This is a genomic window from Streptomyces sp. TRM68416 (assembly GCF_014596915.1).
GTDB lineage: Bacteria > Actinomycetota > Actinomycetes > Streptomycetales > Streptomycetaceae > Streptomyces.
Window position 1 is genome coordinate 10577 of sequence record NZ_JACVWU010000026.1, and the last position, 15202, is coordinate 25778.

Consider the following 15202-nt stretch of genomic DNA (forward strand, 5'->3'; position numbering starts at 1 on the left):
GTGTGATCAGCTTTCTGTCTCTGGCTGTACCGGCCAGCAGCAGGCCGGGAGCGCTTCACCGTTCCAGCATCGGCTTGATCAGTATCGGTGGCGTGAACCGCCTCAGCTCTCCTCCCGCCGACGCCGCGCGGCCCGGTAGACCAGCATGCGCGCGACGATGCTCGTGGCGTACTCGACGTCCTCGGCCTTCGGCATCTCCTTGCTCTTCCCATGCACAACGTCGTTGCGCAGTTTGCGAAGCTGCCAGAGCATTTTTATTTCGTCAGGCGTGTAAGTGACGCCGTCCACGTCTAGCGCCTTCATCAACTGCCGCCGCAACGGTGGACTATTGAGATTGGCAACAAAGTCGTTGATTCGGTCCTTCTGCTCCGGCTTCAGAGTGGTCGGAATGCCCGCCTTGATCGCATCGAGTTCCACCTGTGCAAACATGCGCTCGACTGCTGTTCCACTGGCATAGAACTCGATCGCTTCGAACAGGGCGAGCACACGGGCGAGCAGATCGGATTCATTTGCGGCACGAGCGAGGGCGAGAAACGCAAGACGCTCCTGCAGTGTCAGCCTTGGGACATCAGCATGGAATCTTCTGCCATCAGGCGTGAGAGGAACAGAGCGCGGCTGCGGAAGTAGTCCGGGCCGACGAAGCCAGAACCGGCCGGTTTGCATGCCTCGTATGGCCACCCAGTCTTGCCTGGCCAGGCGGGCGAGCGAGTCCTTCCTGCTGAAGTGGAGCGTCTCACCTGACGGCAGTGTGGCATGGCCGTAGCGGAGGTAGGTGGTCAGCCAGGCAAGCGCAAAATCGATGGCCGCGACACCCCGTTCCTCTGCGGTCAAGGCGAGCGTCGTCGTGACGAGCGCGAGCGCATATGCCTGTGCATCAAAGCCGTTGTATTTACCGTCTGAAGTGTCGAGGCCCGCGAGGATTCGTGATGCGGTGTCTGGGGGAATGAAATGTACCCCCGCGAAATCTGTAGGCTTCTCCACGATAATGCCGCTGACCGGCACGACCACTTCGAAGGTTTCTCGCGGCAAGGCGGCGAGTCCTTCGATTCTAAGTTGATCATCGCGCATTCCTCCGGAGCGAGCCAGAGTATAAATAAGCTCAGGGCCATTGAATCCACGATATGTAAACGTGTTTAGGACTGCCTCGGACAGCGAAAGCACTCCGAGCGCCTGCACGGAGACTCCGTCGGCATACGGCTCGGCGGCCGCCACGGTTCCCGTGAATCGCGGAATGACTGTGCCCTCCTGCTCCACCGCCACGCCGAGACCGGCAAAGTAGTCCGGAGTTGCTGCGCTACGCTCAAGGTCGAGCTTTACCCGAGCATCATTTCCGGTGTTCCTTGCAACGTTGACCTGCCCATCAGTGAACGCCGTAGACACATCCACCGGCCCAAACCGGATCACCCGGCGTCCCTGTGCCTTGAGGAGTCCGAATGCGTCCAGGTCAGGCTTCTTTGCCATCTTCACTCCCTCCTTCCGACAGGGCGTCCGCAAAGACCTGCGGTGCACGCAGAAGCTCGCCGAGAACAGAAAGCGCGAGAGGTGCGACGAGGGCCGTCACAGCGACCTCCGGAAGCACGCCCTTGGCTGTTCGTTGAGCGGCGACTTCAACGAGACGAAGCGCATTCGCGTGATCTGCACGTGGCACATATCGCGCCAGCCGCTCCAGGAGGTCGTCCGGTACGTCATCCCGCTCAGTTGCGGCGCGGTGGAAAAGGGCCAGCCGCACGTGCATCACGGAGGCTTCCATATCGCCTCGACCATATGCGATGGTCGCCAACCTCATCTGATCGAATGCCGTCGCCATCGATGGCGAGCGGGCCTCTGGGGCACCATCTAGGAGTGCAGCTGTGTTCCTGCTAACGCGTAGGAGATGGGCGGCCCGCTCGCGCACGAGGGAGAAGGCTCCAGCTTCCCACCACGTTTCGGTTTTGGCAGCGCGCCCCTTGGAGAAGGTCCGCCGTGCTGACGGCTCGCGCATGGCGACAACGGCACCAAGCAGCAGGGTAACCGCCTCGATCTCTGCAAGGCGTGCCTGCAGCACGCACTGTTCCCGATCACTGTTGTAGCTGTAGCGCGCCGCCTCGTGAGGTGGCGTCGGGAAGGCGGGAAGGCCGGGATCGACTCCGGCCTTTTGAAGGGCTCGGTCATAGGAACTCGCGCGCCTCTGGACTGCTGACAGGAGGCTTGCGTAGCGCGCCTGGGTCTCTTGCTGAGCTTCCGTCAGAAGGGCCCGGTCCATCGCCGTCGACCACGCTCTTTCTAGCTCATCGGAGAACTCTGTGGCGTGCTTTGCGAGCGCATCGAGGTCCTGGGCTTGATCGTCAAACTCCTTGGCCTCCTGAGCAGGTGGGGACGAGCCCTCATCGCCAACGCCCACCGGATCGACAACTTGCGCCGCTAGAGGCGGTCGGGGGTCCGATGCAGGCGGAGGAGCTGAGCGGATTTGTGAGCCCGAGGACGATTTCAGAAACTGTTGGGTGAACGACAGTGCGCGATGTAGAAGGACGCCTTTATCTAGAGGCAATGCCACGATATCCATGGTCATCTTTCGCTTGCTGCCAGCTTCCCCTTCCATAGATCTCCACCGGAACAGGCACGCGTTACCGTCAGGGACCTCTGCGGCAAGCTGGCGCAGGCGGAGGGAGTGGTTGTTGATGAGTGATGCGTATGTCTGAAGCTGGCGACCGATGAGCCGCTGTGCGATGACGACACCGCTGAAGAGCGATGCCATCAGGTCCAATCCGGGACCAACTCCGTCTACTGCGACGGCAAGCTGGCTGAGCGCTTCGGATTCGATGCCGATGCCCCCGCCCAACGCAATGAACGGGCCGGCATTGAGCGAACCGACGGCTATCAGGAGCCGAAACGGCGGACGAGCGGTTTCCTCGGAGATCGCAGCCTCGATCTGGGCGAACTGCTCGCTTGCCTCTCCGAAGTCCTGCTCAGCTGATCGCCTCAGCCCGTCCGAAAAGTCTGCAGCGATAGCGCCGAGGGCCCGTGCAGCCGAATTCATCTCGATCGCACGTCGCTCGGGAGTCGACTGGCGCTTGAGAGCTTTGTCAAGCTGCTGATATGCATCGACGAGCTGGGCGTATCCGGTCGCAGCCGCGAGTCGCTCGAGAAACCTGCTCGACTCTTGCGCCTGCTCGGCATCCTCGCGACTCAATTCGCGTAGAGCTGCGAAGCTGACCTTTGCCCCTGGGCTCGTGGGTGAAACTTGTGCGCCCAACTGCCACGGGATATCACCTGCGTCCATCCGCCCAGTCTGCCACGCGCTCGCCAGGGCCCGGATCGGATTATCCGGATAATCAAGCGGTGGTTGGCCCGCCACGTAGGAACCTTCGTCGAGAGCTCCTCCCAACGTCCGCCGCCAGCTACGTCCAACGCTCACACGCGGCCGTTTTCGGCTTCGAGTACTCAAGCTGTAGGTCGTGATCATGGTTGCCTCGCCCAGGGGAGTGTTCGAAGTCCCAACTCAGCAGCACGGGAGCCCTGTCCGTTGCGCACCCCGACCTCACATCGCCCCCGTCGCCTGATCAGTGGCCGCAATGAAAACGCTCAGTGATATCGCATCAGTCCCGGCCCAGTCCGCACACAGTCCGCAGAACACCCGATCAGGACCGTCGCACCCCATCGCCACCAATCACCAAAAGGCCAGGTCAGCGCCCCACAGGAAACATCCCCGCAGGTCACCGACCCGGCCCATTACTAGGAGACCAAGAAGGCCTGATCCATGGCGAGGCCTTCTGACCTGCTGTTTCGCGGGTCACATCGCCTACCTGCCCGCACCCGGCCCGCAGGCCGCCGAACATGGCGTCCGTGACGGTCCGGGTGCGGTCTTCTTTCTGTGGGGAAGTGCGTCGGAGGAGTGGGTCAGATCCTGCTCCTGGTGTCCTTCACCGTGCCGCGGGCCAGGGTCTCGTTCACCGACAGCGTTCCTGGAACCGCGATGTTCAGGGCCAGTGGATCGCCGAGCAGGGCGTCCTCGTGGCCCATGGGATAGCCGTCCGTCGGGTCGATGAGCAGGGAGTCGCGGAAGGTGGCGTTCTTGTGCCTGCCTTCCTGGGTGACGGCTAGCGCCTGCTGTCCCTGCCAGGTCGTTGTGGTGGTCACCGTGACGTCCGTGCACTTGGCGAGGACTCGGAGGGCTGCCGCGCGTAGCTCCGGAGCTACGACGCCGGAAGTCAGTTGGGCTGCGTTGAGCATGGCCGAGACGCCGTAGATCAATCGCCCGGCCTCCCAGTTGACCTGCTTCATCTGGGCGAGGAGCCGGTCAGGGTCGGTCGAGAAGGGGATGAGCTGCTGCCATTCGGGGTACGGGGTGAAATGCCCGGTCCCGTAGGTCTTGTCCTCTACGCCCTTGCCCTCGATCAAAGCCGCCTCGCGGGCGTCCCGTTCCTGATCCGGGTTGGGGAAGTACGGCCTGCCGTACCGGCGACGCTCGCGGCCGGAGCCGTCCGACGTCCTGATCCACTGCTCCGTCACCGTCGGCACGGCGGCGTTGGCGACCCCGCCGGGTACATCTCCGGCCGAGTTCAGCCACCAACCCCAGCTCTTGGTGTAGAGGTACGGGCCCTGCACGGTCTCGGGAGCGAGCTTGCCCACCTTGTCGGCGAGTTCTGTCAGCACGTCGTGCGAGGACCTGCCGGCGATGCGGCGCAGCACCAGTACCGGCTGCGTCGTCGCGGCCGCAGCCTCCCCGCCCGACGCGCCCAGCAGCCGGCCCACTTCTCCCGAGGCGGCCACAGCGGTCGCCGAGGCCACCGCACCGCCCGCCAGAAGAATGCTCCGGCGCGGCATGCCCTTGGGCGATCGCGGTTTCGGATCCTCTGTGGCCAGCAGCGCTGCCAACTCACGCTCGGCGCGGTCCGGAAGGACGCCGTCGCGTGCGAACCCGGCCTCCGGATCGGGAGGCATGAGCGCTCGCACCTTCCTGAGATCTCCCCTCACCGCGTCCTCCCGTCCACCGGCAGTCCCACCTCGGGTAGCTGAGCCCCGTCCTCGGCCACCGCCGCCTCCAGCATGCGGCGGGCCCGATGCAGGCGGACCTTGAAGGCCCCTGCGCTGCAGCCGAGGACCTTCGCCGTGTCGCGGGCGCTCAGCCCGTCCCAGGCCACCAGGAGCAGCACTTCCTGCTCCTGCGCCGGGAGCCGGTCCAGCACGCCTTGCGCCCCCAGCCTCAGCAGGACCGCCTCCTCGGCCGCGGGTTCGGCTCCGTCCTCGTAGTCCGCGCGTATCCGGTCGCCCAGCCGGTCGGCACGGTCCCGGGCCCGCCAACGCGTTGGCCGCCACGCGGCGGGCGACGCCGTACAGCCACGGCAGTTCGTCGCCCCGAATCTCGTGCCGGTGACGCCAAGCCACCAGAAACACCTCCGCCGCGGCATCCTCGGCCGCGGCGGGAGGCAGGCGCCGGCGCAGGAATCTCAGGACGGGCAGATACGTACGCCGATAGACCTCTTCGAACCCACGTGGGTCGTCCATCGGTCTCCTCACGCCCGCCCCTCCCCCTGCGCCATGGCCTCACCTTGTTTGTGTCCGGTGGCGCGCAGGAGTTGCACGGGTACGGCAACCAACCCGTCAGGCCGCCGGATGGGGCTCCCCGGTGCCCACCCTGCGGGCGAGGCGGCCGAGCAGGACGGCGTTGAGGAGGCCGGCTGCGGCGGTGCCGGTGAAGAAGATCAGGGAGGTGAGCCAGGAGTCGCCGGTGGGCATGGCCAGGACGGCGAGGAGGCTGAAGGGGGCCGTGGTCATGAGGGGCCAGATGCCCGCGAAGCCGGGGTCCGGCGACAGGTGGACGGCGTAGAAGCAGAAGCCCAGGGCCGCGGCGACCACGGCGAGGTATCCGCGTGCGAGCCAGTTGTCGACGGCGGGAGCGAGCAGGTCCCGGAGCCTGTGCGGCCGTGGGCCGGCGGTGCGGGTGCCGAGCGCGGCGGCGCCCTGCCTCGCGGTGAGGGCGCCGAGCACGGCCGCGTTCACGAAGGCGGCCAGCAGGAGCCATGCGGCGGTGAAGGTGAGGGCGAGCACCTGGGCCGCGCCTCCGCCGTCGGTGCCGGGGCCGAAGGGCAGGGCCATGGCGAAGAAGGACCAGGGTGCCGTGAGCAGCATCGGGGCGGCGGCGACGGGGCTGTCCGGGAAGAGGAACACCGCCGGGACGGAGGCGCCGAAGACGGCCAGGTAGCCGCGGCCGAGCCAGGTGCCCGTGGCGAGCGCCGACAGCCGGCGCAGGCGCGGAAGGCGGCGGGGGTGGGCGTCGTGCGTCATCGCGGGCTCCTCGGACGGTTCCGTGGTCGGTGTGTTCTCCACGATGGCCCGGCGGACGGGTTCGGACATGAGTACGCATGCTCAGACCCGTCTGGGGACAGTCGCCCGGATCGATACGGAAAACGCATGCTCCGCGACCGTCAAATTCGGTACTTTTCCCTTGCCTTCGGCGCCCGGACCAGTGCGCTGGAGCGCGTGAACAGGGGGAATCATGAAACTCGTCACCAGGAGCCAGCTCGGCTGGCCCACATCCGCCGCGCCGACCCAGACGTCCACCAAGGGCGTCAAGGTGCACTACGCGGGCTCACCCGTCTCCAAGAACCTCCTCGCCCACCACGACCTGTGCGTCGACCACTGGCAGCAGATCCGCAAGTCGCACCTGGCGAACACGGTGGAGAACTACTCCGACATCGCCTACAACTACGGCGCCTGCCCGCACGGCTACCTGCTGGAGGGCCGCGGCCTCCGCCGCCGTACCGGCGCCAACGGCAACCAGGAGCTCAACAGGGGCCACTACGCCATCATCGGCCTCGTCGGCAGCGAGGGCCTGACCCAACCCACGGACGCCATGCTCTCCGCGATCCGCGACGGCATCGAGCTGCTGCGCAAGCACGGCGCCGGCAACGAGATCAAGGGCCACCGCGACGGACACGCGACCGCCTGCCCGGGCAAGGCGCTGTACGCGTGGGTGCAGAAGGGTGCGCCCCGGCCCGGGGGCACCGAGACGAAGCCCGGCACCGGGGGCGGTCCGGCCAGGCCGAAGGTGGAGCCGTATCCCGGCGCCGCCTTCTTCCTCAAGGACGGCAAGCCCGCGCTGGGCAAGAAGTCGCCGATCTTCACCGCCATGGGCAAGCGGCTCGTCGCCGTCGGCTGCGGCCGCTACACGGTCGGCCCCGGCCCCACGCTCGGCCCCGCGGACATCGAGAGCTACGAGGCCTGGCAGCGCAAGTGCGGCTTCACCGGCGCAGAGGCCAAGTGGCCGCCCGGCAAGACGACTTGGGACAAGCTGAAGGTCCCGAACGTCTAGGCTGCACGCCCGAATTCGTCCGCCACCAGGCGGGACGCCCAGTGTCGCAGCGCCTGCTCCACCGGAGGGTGGCGCAGGCCGGCTGCGCGGGCCAGGCGGTCGGCGGATCCGGTGTCGTAGCGCTCCTCGGAGAGGAAGCCGAGCGTCTCCGGGTCCGCCCCGGTCAGGGTCCGGGGCAGGCGGCGGATCAGGCCCACGGGGAGGGTGAGGCGCGGTGCCCTGACGCCGAGGTGGTCCGCGAGGAGTGCGACCAGGTCCGGCAGGCAGGGGGTCGCGGGGTCGAGCACCCAGTGCCGGTGGACGGGGTCCTGGTCCAACTCCGTTACGGACGCCAGGAATTCGGCCAGGTAGTCGACGGTGACGACCGGGACGAACGTACGGCGGCTGCCGGGCAGCGCGGGCAGTCGGCCCGTCCACAACTGCTCGACGATGCCCGCCAGGCCGATGTACTGCCCCGCCTCGCCGGTGGCCGAATGCCCGATCACCGAGCTGGGGTTGACCACCGTCAGCGGCACGCCGAGCTGCGGCGCGGTGAGGCGTACCGCCGCGTCGCCCTCCGTCTTGGACGCCTCGTAGGCGCCCAACTCCGCGTAGAGACGCGGCCCGTCGAGCCGGGCCTCCTGGCTGACCCGGTAGCCGGACAGATGCACGAGCCTGCGCAGGCGCGGGCGCGTCGCCGACCAGTGCACTACGTTGCGGGCGCCGTCCGCGTTGACCGGGCGGGCCTCCTCGGCGGTCAGGCCGAAGCGGTAGAGCGCGGCGGTGTTGAACACGTCGCGGACGTCGCCGAGCAACTCCTCGTCGGCCGGGGTGAGTCCGAGGCAGGGGCGGGTGATGTCGGCGGCCACGGTGACGAGGGCGCGGTCGTCCGCGCCGTGGTCGCGCAGCCAGCGCCGCAGTCCCGCGTCGCGCGCGCTCCCGCCGCGTACCGCCGCGGCGACCGGCACGCCCCGGCCGAGCAGGGCGAGCAGAAGCCAGCGGCCGGTGAAGCCGGTGGCACCGAGGACCAGGGTGGAGCTCATGAGAACCTCCGAAAAAGTAGACCGGTCTGCATATTTTTAGGTCATGGGGCAAGCCCCGATCACTCCGCGAGCAGCAACTCCGCCGCCCGCGCCGCCTGTTCGAGCGGCAGGCGGCTGCGCTGCACCCTGGCCAGCAGCAGCGCCCCCTCCACCTGCGCGAGCACCGCACTCGCGCGCGCCTCGGCCGAGGCGGCGGAGTGCCCCTCCGCGGTCAGACAGTCGGCCAGCGCCTGCTGCCAGCGCCCGTACGCCTCGGCGCAGACGCCGCGCAACACCTCGTTGCCACCCGCCACTTCGAGCGCCACAGTCGCCAGCGGGCAGCCCTTGTCGTAGTCGGATGCCTCCATCCGCTCGGCGAAGACGTCGAGCAGCCGACGGACGATCTCCAGCGCGGACAGCCGGTCGGCACCGAGGGACGCGATCAGGTCGCCGACCTCCTGGCCGCTCTCCGTCAGCGCCGCGGCCACCAACTGGTCCTTGCCCGCGGGGAAGTGGAAGTACAGGGAGCCGCGCGGCGCCCCGCTCTCGGCCAGCACCTGGTTCAGGCCCGTGCCGAAGTAGCCCCGCGCCTCGATCAGTGCGCGCGTGGCGGCGATCAGCCGGGAGCGCGTCTCCTCGCCCTTGACACCCATGGGCAGGACAATAGACCGGTCTGCATATTTTCCGCTACCTGCCTTCATCACCCCCGCGTGGCGTGCGATGCTGGCTCCGTGAACATCGAGGACCTGGTCCGGCTGCGGCAGGCGCGGGACCGCATGGACCGCGAGTACACCGAGCCCCTCGACGTGACGGCCCTTGCCCGCACGGCCCTGATGTCCCCGGGCCACTTCCAGCGCAGCTTCCGCGAGGCGTTCGGCGAGACGCCGTACGGCTACCTCATGACCCGCCGCATCGAGCGCGCCAAGGCGCTGCTGCGCCGCGGGGACCTCACGGTCACGGAGGTCTGCATGGCCGTCGGCTGCACATCGCTCGGCTCGTTCAGCTCGCGCTTCACCCAGCTGGTCGGCGAGACCCCGAGCGCCTACCGGGCCCGCGAGCACACGGACAGCGCGGCCATCCCGCCCTGCGTGGCCCGTCGCTTCACCCGACCGAAACGGTCGTAGCTGCCGAAACGGTCGTGGCGGCCTAGCCTGCTGTCATGGACAGCAATCCGGGCGTCAAACTCAAGAACTGCTTCCTCGCCGTCGACGACCACGACAAGGCGATCGCCTTCTACGTGGACGTCCTGGGCATGGAGGTGCGCAACGACGTCTCGTACGAGGGGATGCGCTGGGTGACCGTCGGCTCGCCGCTCCAGCCCGACGTGGACATCGTGCTGGAGCCGCCCGCCGCCGACCCCGACATCTCCCCCGCCGACCGGGAGGCGATGGCGCGCCTCCTCGCCAAGGGTGTGCTGCGCGGGGTCAACTTCACCACCCCCGACTGCGACGCCCTGTTCGCGCGGGTACGGGAGTCGGGCGCCGATGTGATCCAGGAGCCGACGGACATGCCGTACGGCGTGCGCGACTGCGCGTTCCGGGACCCGGCGGGAAATATGCTGCGGTTCATGCAGGCCGGCTGACCTACGATCCCCGGCATGACCCTTCGCTGGACGTACGCCTTCATCGACCGCCCCGCCCCGCTCTTCGGCCCCGCCTGCGACTTCTGGACCGCGGTCACGGGGACGCTGCTTTCCGAACTCCGTGGTGATCAGGGTGAGTTCGTGACCCTGCTGCCCGACTCGGGGGACCCGTGCGTCAAGGTCCAGGGCGTCGCCGAGGGTGAGGGCGGCGCGCATCTCGACTTCGCCGTGGACGACGTAGCGGAATCCGTGAAGGAGGCACTGCGGCTCGGGGCCGGTATGGCGGCCGAGCACGAGGGGTGGGCCGTACTTCGTTCACCCGCGGGGCAGTTGTTCTGTGCCGTGCCCTGGCAGGGGGAGGCGACCCGGCCGCCCGTGGTGCGGGGAACCCGGCTGGACCAGGTGTGCCTGGACATCCCGCCCTCGCTCTACGACGCCGAAGTCGCGTTCTGGAGCACGCTGTTGCCGGGATGGGCGTCCCACCCCGGCTCGCTGCCGGAGTTCCACGTGGTCGAACCCCCGGCCGGGCTGCCCATCCGTATCCTGCTCCAGCGTCTCGGCACCGAGCGCCCGCTCTCCGCCCATCTGGACCTGGCCTGCGCGGACATCGCGGCGACCCGGGCCCGCCATGAGGAGCTGGGCGCGGAGACGGTTTCCCACGGCTCGCACTGGACGGTCATGCGCGATCCGGCCGGCGGTGCGTACTGCCTGACGGGGCGGAACCCGGAGACAGGCAGCCGCTAACGGCCCGTGCTGTAGGCGCACAGGACGATCGTCCCGTCGGAGCGGGGGGACGGGGTGAGGCCGGGGCCGGGGCAGTCGGAGTCCGGGCCCACTGATGGCGGCTCGAAGGTCTCCGCACCGCCGTGCGGTACCGGCTGCTCGTCCGTGTCCTGCAGCCACAGCGTGAGCCCGCCGCCCAGGATCACGACGGCCGCCCACACCGCCACGGCCCACCGCCACCGGCGGCGCCCTTCGGTCACGGCCACGGCTCCACGGCCACGACCGCCTCGACCGGGATCGGACCGTAGATGTGCGGGAACTCCTCGCCGCCGGGCTTTGCCGCCTCGTACTTCAGCGGGACGCCGAGGCGCCCGGGATCCACGACCAGGACGACGAGATCGTCCAGGTCCGCGAAGAACGCCGCCGCCGTGCGCGGCAGTTGGGCCCGGGTGGAGCAGTGGATGAAGCCCTCCTCCCGGAGGGTCCTCCCGCGCGTCGAGATCTCGTACGTGCCCTTGGCGCGGGCCGCCTCCCACAGGGAACGCTCGGTGAGGTGCAGGACGGGGTCGGTCATGGCTTCACGTTACGGCCTGATCCGCGCCGCACGCCCCAGCAGGTAGCGCTGCTCGGGCAGGCTCATGGTCTGCGCGGCCGCCGACTCGTAGGCGGCGCGGGCCTCGTCGTAGGAGCCGGCGCGCTCCAGGAGGTGTCCGCGTACGGCGTCGAGTCGGTGGCCCAAGTCGACGTCGAGGGTGTCCAGTTCGGCCAGGCCCGCCTGGGGGCCGTGGACCATGGCCACGGCGACGGCACGGTTGAGGCGTTCGACGGGGCCGGGGACGAGGTCCACCAGGACGTCGTAGAGGCCGAGGATCTCGCGCCAGTCGGTGGCCTCGGCGGACGGCGCCTCGTCGTGCACGGCGGCGATGGCCGCGCGCAGTTGGTAGGGGCCGGCCGGACCGTGCGAGAGGGCGTGGGTGATCAGGGCCACGCCCTCCTCGATCTCGGCCTTGTCCCAGCGGTCGCGGTCCTGTTCGTCGAGGGGCACGAGATCGCCGTGCGGGCCGGTGCGGGCCTCGCGGCGGGCGTCGGTGAGCAGCATGAGGGCGAGCAGGCCGGTGACCTCGCCGTGGTCCGGGAGCAGCCGGTGGACCGCGCGGGTCAGCCGGACCGCCTCGGCGGCGAGGTCGCGCCGCTGGAGGGACGGCCCCGAGGTCGCCGTATAGCCCTCGTTGAAGATCAGGTACAGCGTCTGCAGGACGGCGGGCAGCCGCTCGGCCCAGTTGTCCGGGCAGCCGAAGCCCACCCCGCGCACCTTCTGCTTGGCGCGGCTGATCCGCTGGGCCATGGTCGCCTCGGGGACGAGGTGCGCACGGGCGATCTCGGCCGTGGTCAGGCCGCCGACCGCGCGCAGGGTGAGGGCGACCTGGGCGGGCGGGGTGAGGTCGGGGTGGCAGCACAGGAAGAGCAGCGAGAGGGTGTCGTCCTCGCGGGGAGCGCGGTCCGCGCCGGACGCCAGGCGCTCGCCGAGGGCCACCGCCTTCTCCTCCCGCGCCCGCCGGGCGTCGTCCGCCCGCAGCGCGTCGGTCAGCTTGCGCGAGGCCACCTTGATCAGCCAGCCGCGCGGGTTGTCCGGCACCCCGGCCGAGGGCCACTGCCCGGCGGCGGCGAGCAGCGCCTCCTGTACGGCGTCCTCGGCGGCGTCGAAATGGCCGTAGCGGCGGACGAGTGCGCCGAGGACCTGCGGCGCGTGGCGGCGCAGCAGGTCCTCGACGGTGTCGCTCACGGGGTTCAGACGTCCCCGCCGCCTTCGCCGATGGGCCGGATCACCACCGGGTACTCGGGCGCCCCGGCGGGCACGGGGCACTGGGCCACGCGGGCGGCGATCTCGGTGACCCGTTCCAGGCTCGCGCAGTCGAGGACCCAGTAGCCGGCCAGCAGCTCCTTGGTCTCGCCGTACGGGCCGTCGGTGATCACGGGCTTGCCGTCCGCGCCGCGGCTGACGTGCCGGGCCTTCGCGGGCTCGGTCAGCCCCTGGGCGTCGACCAGTTCGCCGGACTCGGCGAGGTCGTCGTTGATCGCGCCCATCCAGGCGAACATCGCCTGGATGTCCTTCTCGGTCCAGGCCGCCGGGGAGTGCTCGGAGGTCCGGCCCTGCATGGCCTCGTAGTCCGCCTGCGTTCCCTGCACCATGACCAGGTACTTCATGACTGGGCTCCTTCGGTTCGCGCCACCCGTCGGGCGGCTCTCACAGGGGACGTCGGAGCCGGATCGGCGTTCTCGACATGGTGGGGGCCGGCGGTTCAGGAATTTTTCTCCGCGGGCTCCCCCGGCCCTTCGGGCTCGCCTCGATCCTCTGCGCGCTCGTGGTGGTCGGGGTGCTTGTGGCGTGGATGGTGCCCGTGGTGGTGATGTGGATCGCGGCACTCCTCCTCGGAGCCTTCTTCCACATAGGCCTCGCAGTCGGGGTTGCGGCACGGGCCGGCCACCCAGCGCGGGACCCAGGCGCCCAGCGTCTTGTGACGCCGGACGACCGTTTCGACGGACTGTCCGCAGACGGGACAGGCATGCGCGTCGCTGCCCATGGTCCCAGGGTAGGCCGGTCAGCGCTTTCGTGCGTAGGTGCGCACCAGCACTCCGTTGGCGAAGGTGCGCACCCCCTCCAGGGTGAAGTCCGTGACGCTGAAGTCGGTGCCGAACATCGGCATGCCCGTGCCGTAGACCTGCGGGTAGGTCTTGATGACGAGTTCGTCGATCTCGTCGAGGAGTTCGCCCGCCACCCGTGAGCCGCCGCAGAGCCAGATGCCGAGGTCGCTCTCCTCGGCCTTCAGTTCCCGGACCCGGGCGACCAGGTCGCCCTCGATCACCGTCACGTTCGGGTCGGGGGAGGCGCCGAGGGTGCGGGAGGCGACGTACTCGCGCAGGTGGGAGTACGGGCTGGTGATGCCGGCGTCGAGGGCGAGCTGGTAGCTGGCCCGGCCCTGGATCACCGTGTCGAAGTTGGGGTTCGCGGCGTCCTTGACGCCGAGTTGCTCGCGGCCCTGGGCCGGGAGGGTGTCCGGGTAGGCCGAGGTGAGCCAGCCGAGGAACTCGTCGTCGAGGTAGGCGTACATCGACGAGGCGTCGCCCTTCGGGTCGCCGATGAAGCCGTCGATGGAGCAGGCGACGTAGTACGTGAGCTTTCGCAAGCCGGTCTCTTTCCGTAGGGTGACCTGTGAACAACTCCATTTGTAGTGCTTCACTTGTAGTGGTTGCAAGGGTGTTTCACCGACTCGCAGCAACTGAGGGAGGAGATTCCGCATTGGCCAGGAATCCGGAGCGCCGGGCCGCGCTCGTGGACGCGGGGGTCGCGGTGCTCGCGCGCGAGGGGGCGCGCGGGCTGACGTTCCGCGCGGTGGACGCCGCGGCCGGGGTGCCGGTGGGCACCGCCTCGAACTACTTCACCGGCCGCGACGACCTGCTCCGCCAGATCGACGCCCGACTGCACGAACGGCTCGCGCCCGACCCCGAGGTGCTCGCCGGGCTGATGCGGCGCCCGAAGGACCGCTCACTGGTCACCGCGTTCATGCACGACCTGATGGCCCGCGCCACGCGCGACCGCGACGCCTATCTCGGCCTGCTGGAGATGCGCCTGGAGGCCACTCGCCGCCCCGAACTGCGCGCGTCCTACACCAAGTCGGTGCGCGCGGACCTGGAGGAGGGCATGGAGTTCCACCGGGACATGGGCCTGCCCGGCGGCGACGGGACGGTCGCGGTGCTCTATCTCGCGATGCTCGGGCTGATCCTGGAGCACCTGACGCTGCCGGACGTCCTGGAGGGCGTACTGCCCGGGGTCGCGGTACCGGACGGGCTGATCGAGCGGGTCGTGGAGACGATCGTGCCGGAGGCGTGAGTGCTCTGCCGGAGGCGTTCGCTCTATCGGAGGCGTTCGCCCTGCCGGAGACGTTCGCTCTGCCGGAAGCGTTCGCTCTGCCGGAGGCGTTCGTTCAGGATGCGGCCGGCTCTCGCCACATCGGCCACATCTGCGGGCCGTCGGGCAGGTCGAGGGGGCTGTCGAGGAGTTCGAAGCCGAGCCGCTCGTACAGGCCCCGGCTGCGGGCGCTGCTCGCCTCCAGATAGGCGGGCAGGCCCTCCCTGTCACAACGGTCGAGGACCGAGGTGATGAGCGCGGTGCCGAGCCCCTCCCCCTGCCGGCCCGGGTCCACGCCGATCATCCACAGGTAGGCGTGGGCGCGGTCCGAGGGGTGGATGTCCGCGGTCAGCCTGCCGATCAGCTCCACCCGCTCGTTCTCCGGGTCGACGGCGGCACGGAGCTGCGCGGGACCGTCGTCGTCGGCGTCGTGGCCCCCGGCGGGCACGGACAGCCACAGCGCGCAGGCCGAGCCGTCCTCGGCCAGGTCGATCCACCCCTCCGCGAGCACGATGTCGGCGAACGCCGCCATGAGCCGGTGGTGGGTCGCCCGCCGGTACGCGGCACCGGGAAAGACCCAGCCGCTCACCGGATCGTCCTGGAAGGCCTCGTCCAGAAGCCGCACCACCAGCTCCCGGTCCTCCGCCCCGGCCGCCCGGATCACCACACCCATGCCCTGCCCCTTCGCCTCAACCTGA

At 69.2% G+C, this 15202-nt stretch carries 18 protein-coding genes and 2 pseudogenes; 5 read left to right on the forward strand and 15 right to left on the reverse strand.

Features of this window, described 5'->3' with window-relative positions:
• Positions 1-102: 102 nt before the first annotated feature.
• The 6 genes and pseudogenes from ICC28_RS32575 to ICC28_RS32595 form a co-directional block, all read right to left on the reverse strand.
• Positions 103-1461, reverse strand: coding sequence for a hypothetical protein (locus ICC28_RS32575; RefSeq protein WP_188292390.1), 1359 nt, complete (start codon positions 1459-1461; stop codon positions 103-105).
• The gene (locus ICC28_RS32580) at positions 1445-3259 is read right to left on the reverse strand and encodes a hypothetical protein (RefSeq protein WP_188292391.1); all 1815 of its coding nucleotides are present in this window, start codon (positions 3257-3259) and stop codon (positions 1445-1447) included. Before ICC28_RS32580 ends, ICC28_RS32575 begins: the two co-directional genes overlap by 17 nt.
• 617 nt (positions 3260-3876) lie before the next feature.
• Complete coding sequence (locus ICC28_RS32585; protein WP_188292482.1) at positions 3877-4920, reverse strand: hypothetical protein; 1044 nt, start codon at positions 4918-4920, stop codon at positions 3877-3879.
• 29 nt (positions 4921-4949) lie between these two features.
• Positions 4950-5264: pseudogene (locus ICC28_RS32590) on the reverse strand (RNA polymerase sigma factor); the annotation flags it as partial.
• 25 nt (positions 5265-5289) lie between these two features.
• Positions 5290-5484 (reverse strand): annotated as a pseudogene (locus ICC28_RS41605) (sigma factor); the annotation flags it as partial.
• Between the two features lie 96 nt (positions 5485-5580).
• The gene (locus ICC28_RS32595; RefSeq protein ID WP_223190133.1) at positions 5581-6333 is read right to left on the reverse strand and encodes an SCO4225 family membrane protein; all 753 of its coding nucleotides are present in this window, start codon (positions 6331-6333) and stop codon (positions 5581-5583) included.
• A gap of 142 nt (positions 6334-6475) precedes the next feature.
• Here ICC28_RS32595 and ICC28_RS32600 point away from each other — a divergent pair, with 142 nt between their 5' ends.
• Positions 6476-7291 carry a peptidoglycan-binding protein gene (locus tag ICC28_RS32600; RefSeq protein ID WP_188292392.1) on the forward strand — a complete coding sequence of 272 codons (816 nt, stop codon included), beginning with the start codon at positions 6476-6478 and terminating at the stop codon, positions 7289-7291.
• Here the strand turns inward: ICC28_RS32600 and ICC28_RS32605 are convergent.
• Both ICC28_RS32605 and ICC28_RS32610 read right to left on the reverse strand, forming a co-directional pair.
• A complete protein-coding gene (locus ICC28_RS32605) occupies positions 7288-8313 on the reverse strand; it encodes an SDR family oxidoreductase (protein WP_188292393.1) in 1026 nt (341 codons plus the stop codon). The genes ICC28_RS32600 and ICC28_RS32605 overlap by 4 nt on opposite strands.
• Positions 8314-8372: 59 nt before the next feature.
• Positions 8373-8945 (reverse strand): TetR/AcrR family transcriptional regulator, encoded by a 573-nt coding sequence (locus tag ICC28_RS32610; RefSeq protein ID WP_188292394.1) that lies wholly within the window; start codon positions 8943-8945, stop codon positions 8373-8375.
• 78 nt (positions 8946-9023) lie between these two features.
• Here ICC28_RS32610 and ICC28_RS32615 point away from each other — a divergent pair, with 78 nt between their 5' ends.
• The 3 genes from ICC28_RS32615 to ICC28_RS32625 are packed head-to-tail and all read left to right on the forward strand — an operon-like array spanning position 9024 to position 10618.
• The gene (locus ICC28_RS32615) at positions 9024-9416 is read left to right on the forward strand and encodes a helix-turn-helix transcriptional regulator (protein WP_188292395.1); all 393 of its coding nucleotides are present in this window, start codon (positions 9024-9026) and stop codon (positions 9414-9416) included.
• 35 nt (positions 9417-9451) lie between these two features.
• Positions 9452-9874: a VOC family protein gene (locus ICC28_RS32620; RefSeq protein WP_188292396.1), complete on the forward strand. Its 423-nt coding sequence runs from the start codon at positions 9452-9454 to the stop codon at positions 9872-9874.
• A 15-nt stretch (positions 9875-9889) separates the two neighbouring features.
• A complete protein-coding gene (locus ICC28_RS32625; protein ID WP_188292397.1) occupies positions 9890-10618 on the forward strand; it encodes a VOC family protein in 729 nt (242 codons plus the stop codon).
• On the opposite strand, the gene ICC28_RS32630 is transcribed toward ICC28_RS32625, so the two are convergent.
• From ICC28_RS32630 to ICC28_RS32650, 6 genes are all read right to left on the reverse strand, one after another.
• Positions 10615-10857, reverse strand: a complete 243-nt coding sequence (locus ICC28_RS32630; RefSeq protein WP_188292398.1) for a hypothetical protein — start codon at positions 10855-10857, stop codon at positions 10615-10617. The genes ICC28_RS32625 and ICC28_RS32630 overlap by 4 nt on opposite strands.
• Positions 10854-11171 (reverse strand): DUF952 domain-containing protein, encoded by a 318-nt coding sequence (locus ICC28_RS40860; protein WP_223190135.1) that lies wholly within the window; start codon positions 11169-11171, stop codon positions 10854-10856. Before ICC28_RS40860 ends, ICC28_RS32630 begins: the two co-directional genes overlap by 4 nt.
• A gap of 9 nt (positions 11172-11180) precedes the next feature.
• Positions 11181-12380 (reverse strand): RNA polymerase sigma factor, encoded by a 1200-nt coding sequence (locus ICC28_RS32635; protein WP_411158636.1) that lies wholly within the window; start codon positions 12378-12380, stop codon positions 11181-11183.
• Between the two features lie 5 nt (positions 12381-12385).
• Positions 12386-12802: a YciI family protein gene (locus ICC28_RS32640; RefSeq protein ID WP_188292399.1), complete on the reverse strand. Its 417-nt coding sequence runs from the start codon at positions 12800-12802 to the stop codon at positions 12386-12388.
• A 95-nt stretch (positions 12803-12897) separates the two neighbouring features.
• Entirely contained in the window at positions 12898-13179 is a 282-nt protein-coding gene (locus ICC28_RS32645) for a hypothetical protein (RefSeq protein ID WP_188292483.1), read from the reverse strand.
• Positions 13180-13197: 18 nt separating this feature from the next.
• Positions 13198-13782: a dihydrofolate reductase family protein gene (locus tag ICC28_RS32650; RefSeq protein WP_188292400.1), complete on the reverse strand. Its 585-nt coding sequence runs from the start codon at positions 13780-13782 to the stop codon at positions 13198-13200.
• 113 nt (positions 13783-13895) lie between these two features.
• On the opposite strand from ICC28_RS32650, the gene ICC28_RS32655 reads away from it, so the two are divergent.
• Entirely contained in the window at positions 13896-14486 is a 591-nt protein-coding gene (locus ICC28_RS32655; protein ID WP_188292401.1) for a TetR/AcrR family transcriptional regulator, read from the forward strand.
• Positions 14487-14580: 94 nt separating this feature from the next.
• Here the strand turns inward: ICC28_RS32655 and ICC28_RS32660 are convergent, their stop codons facing one another.
• The gene (locus ICC28_RS32660) at positions 14581-15177 is read right to left on the reverse strand and encodes a GNAT family N-acetyltransferase (protein ID WP_188292402.1); all 597 of its coding nucleotides are present in this window, start codon (positions 15175-15177) and stop codon (positions 14581-14583) included.
• Positions 15178-15202: the final 25 nt, after the last annotated feature.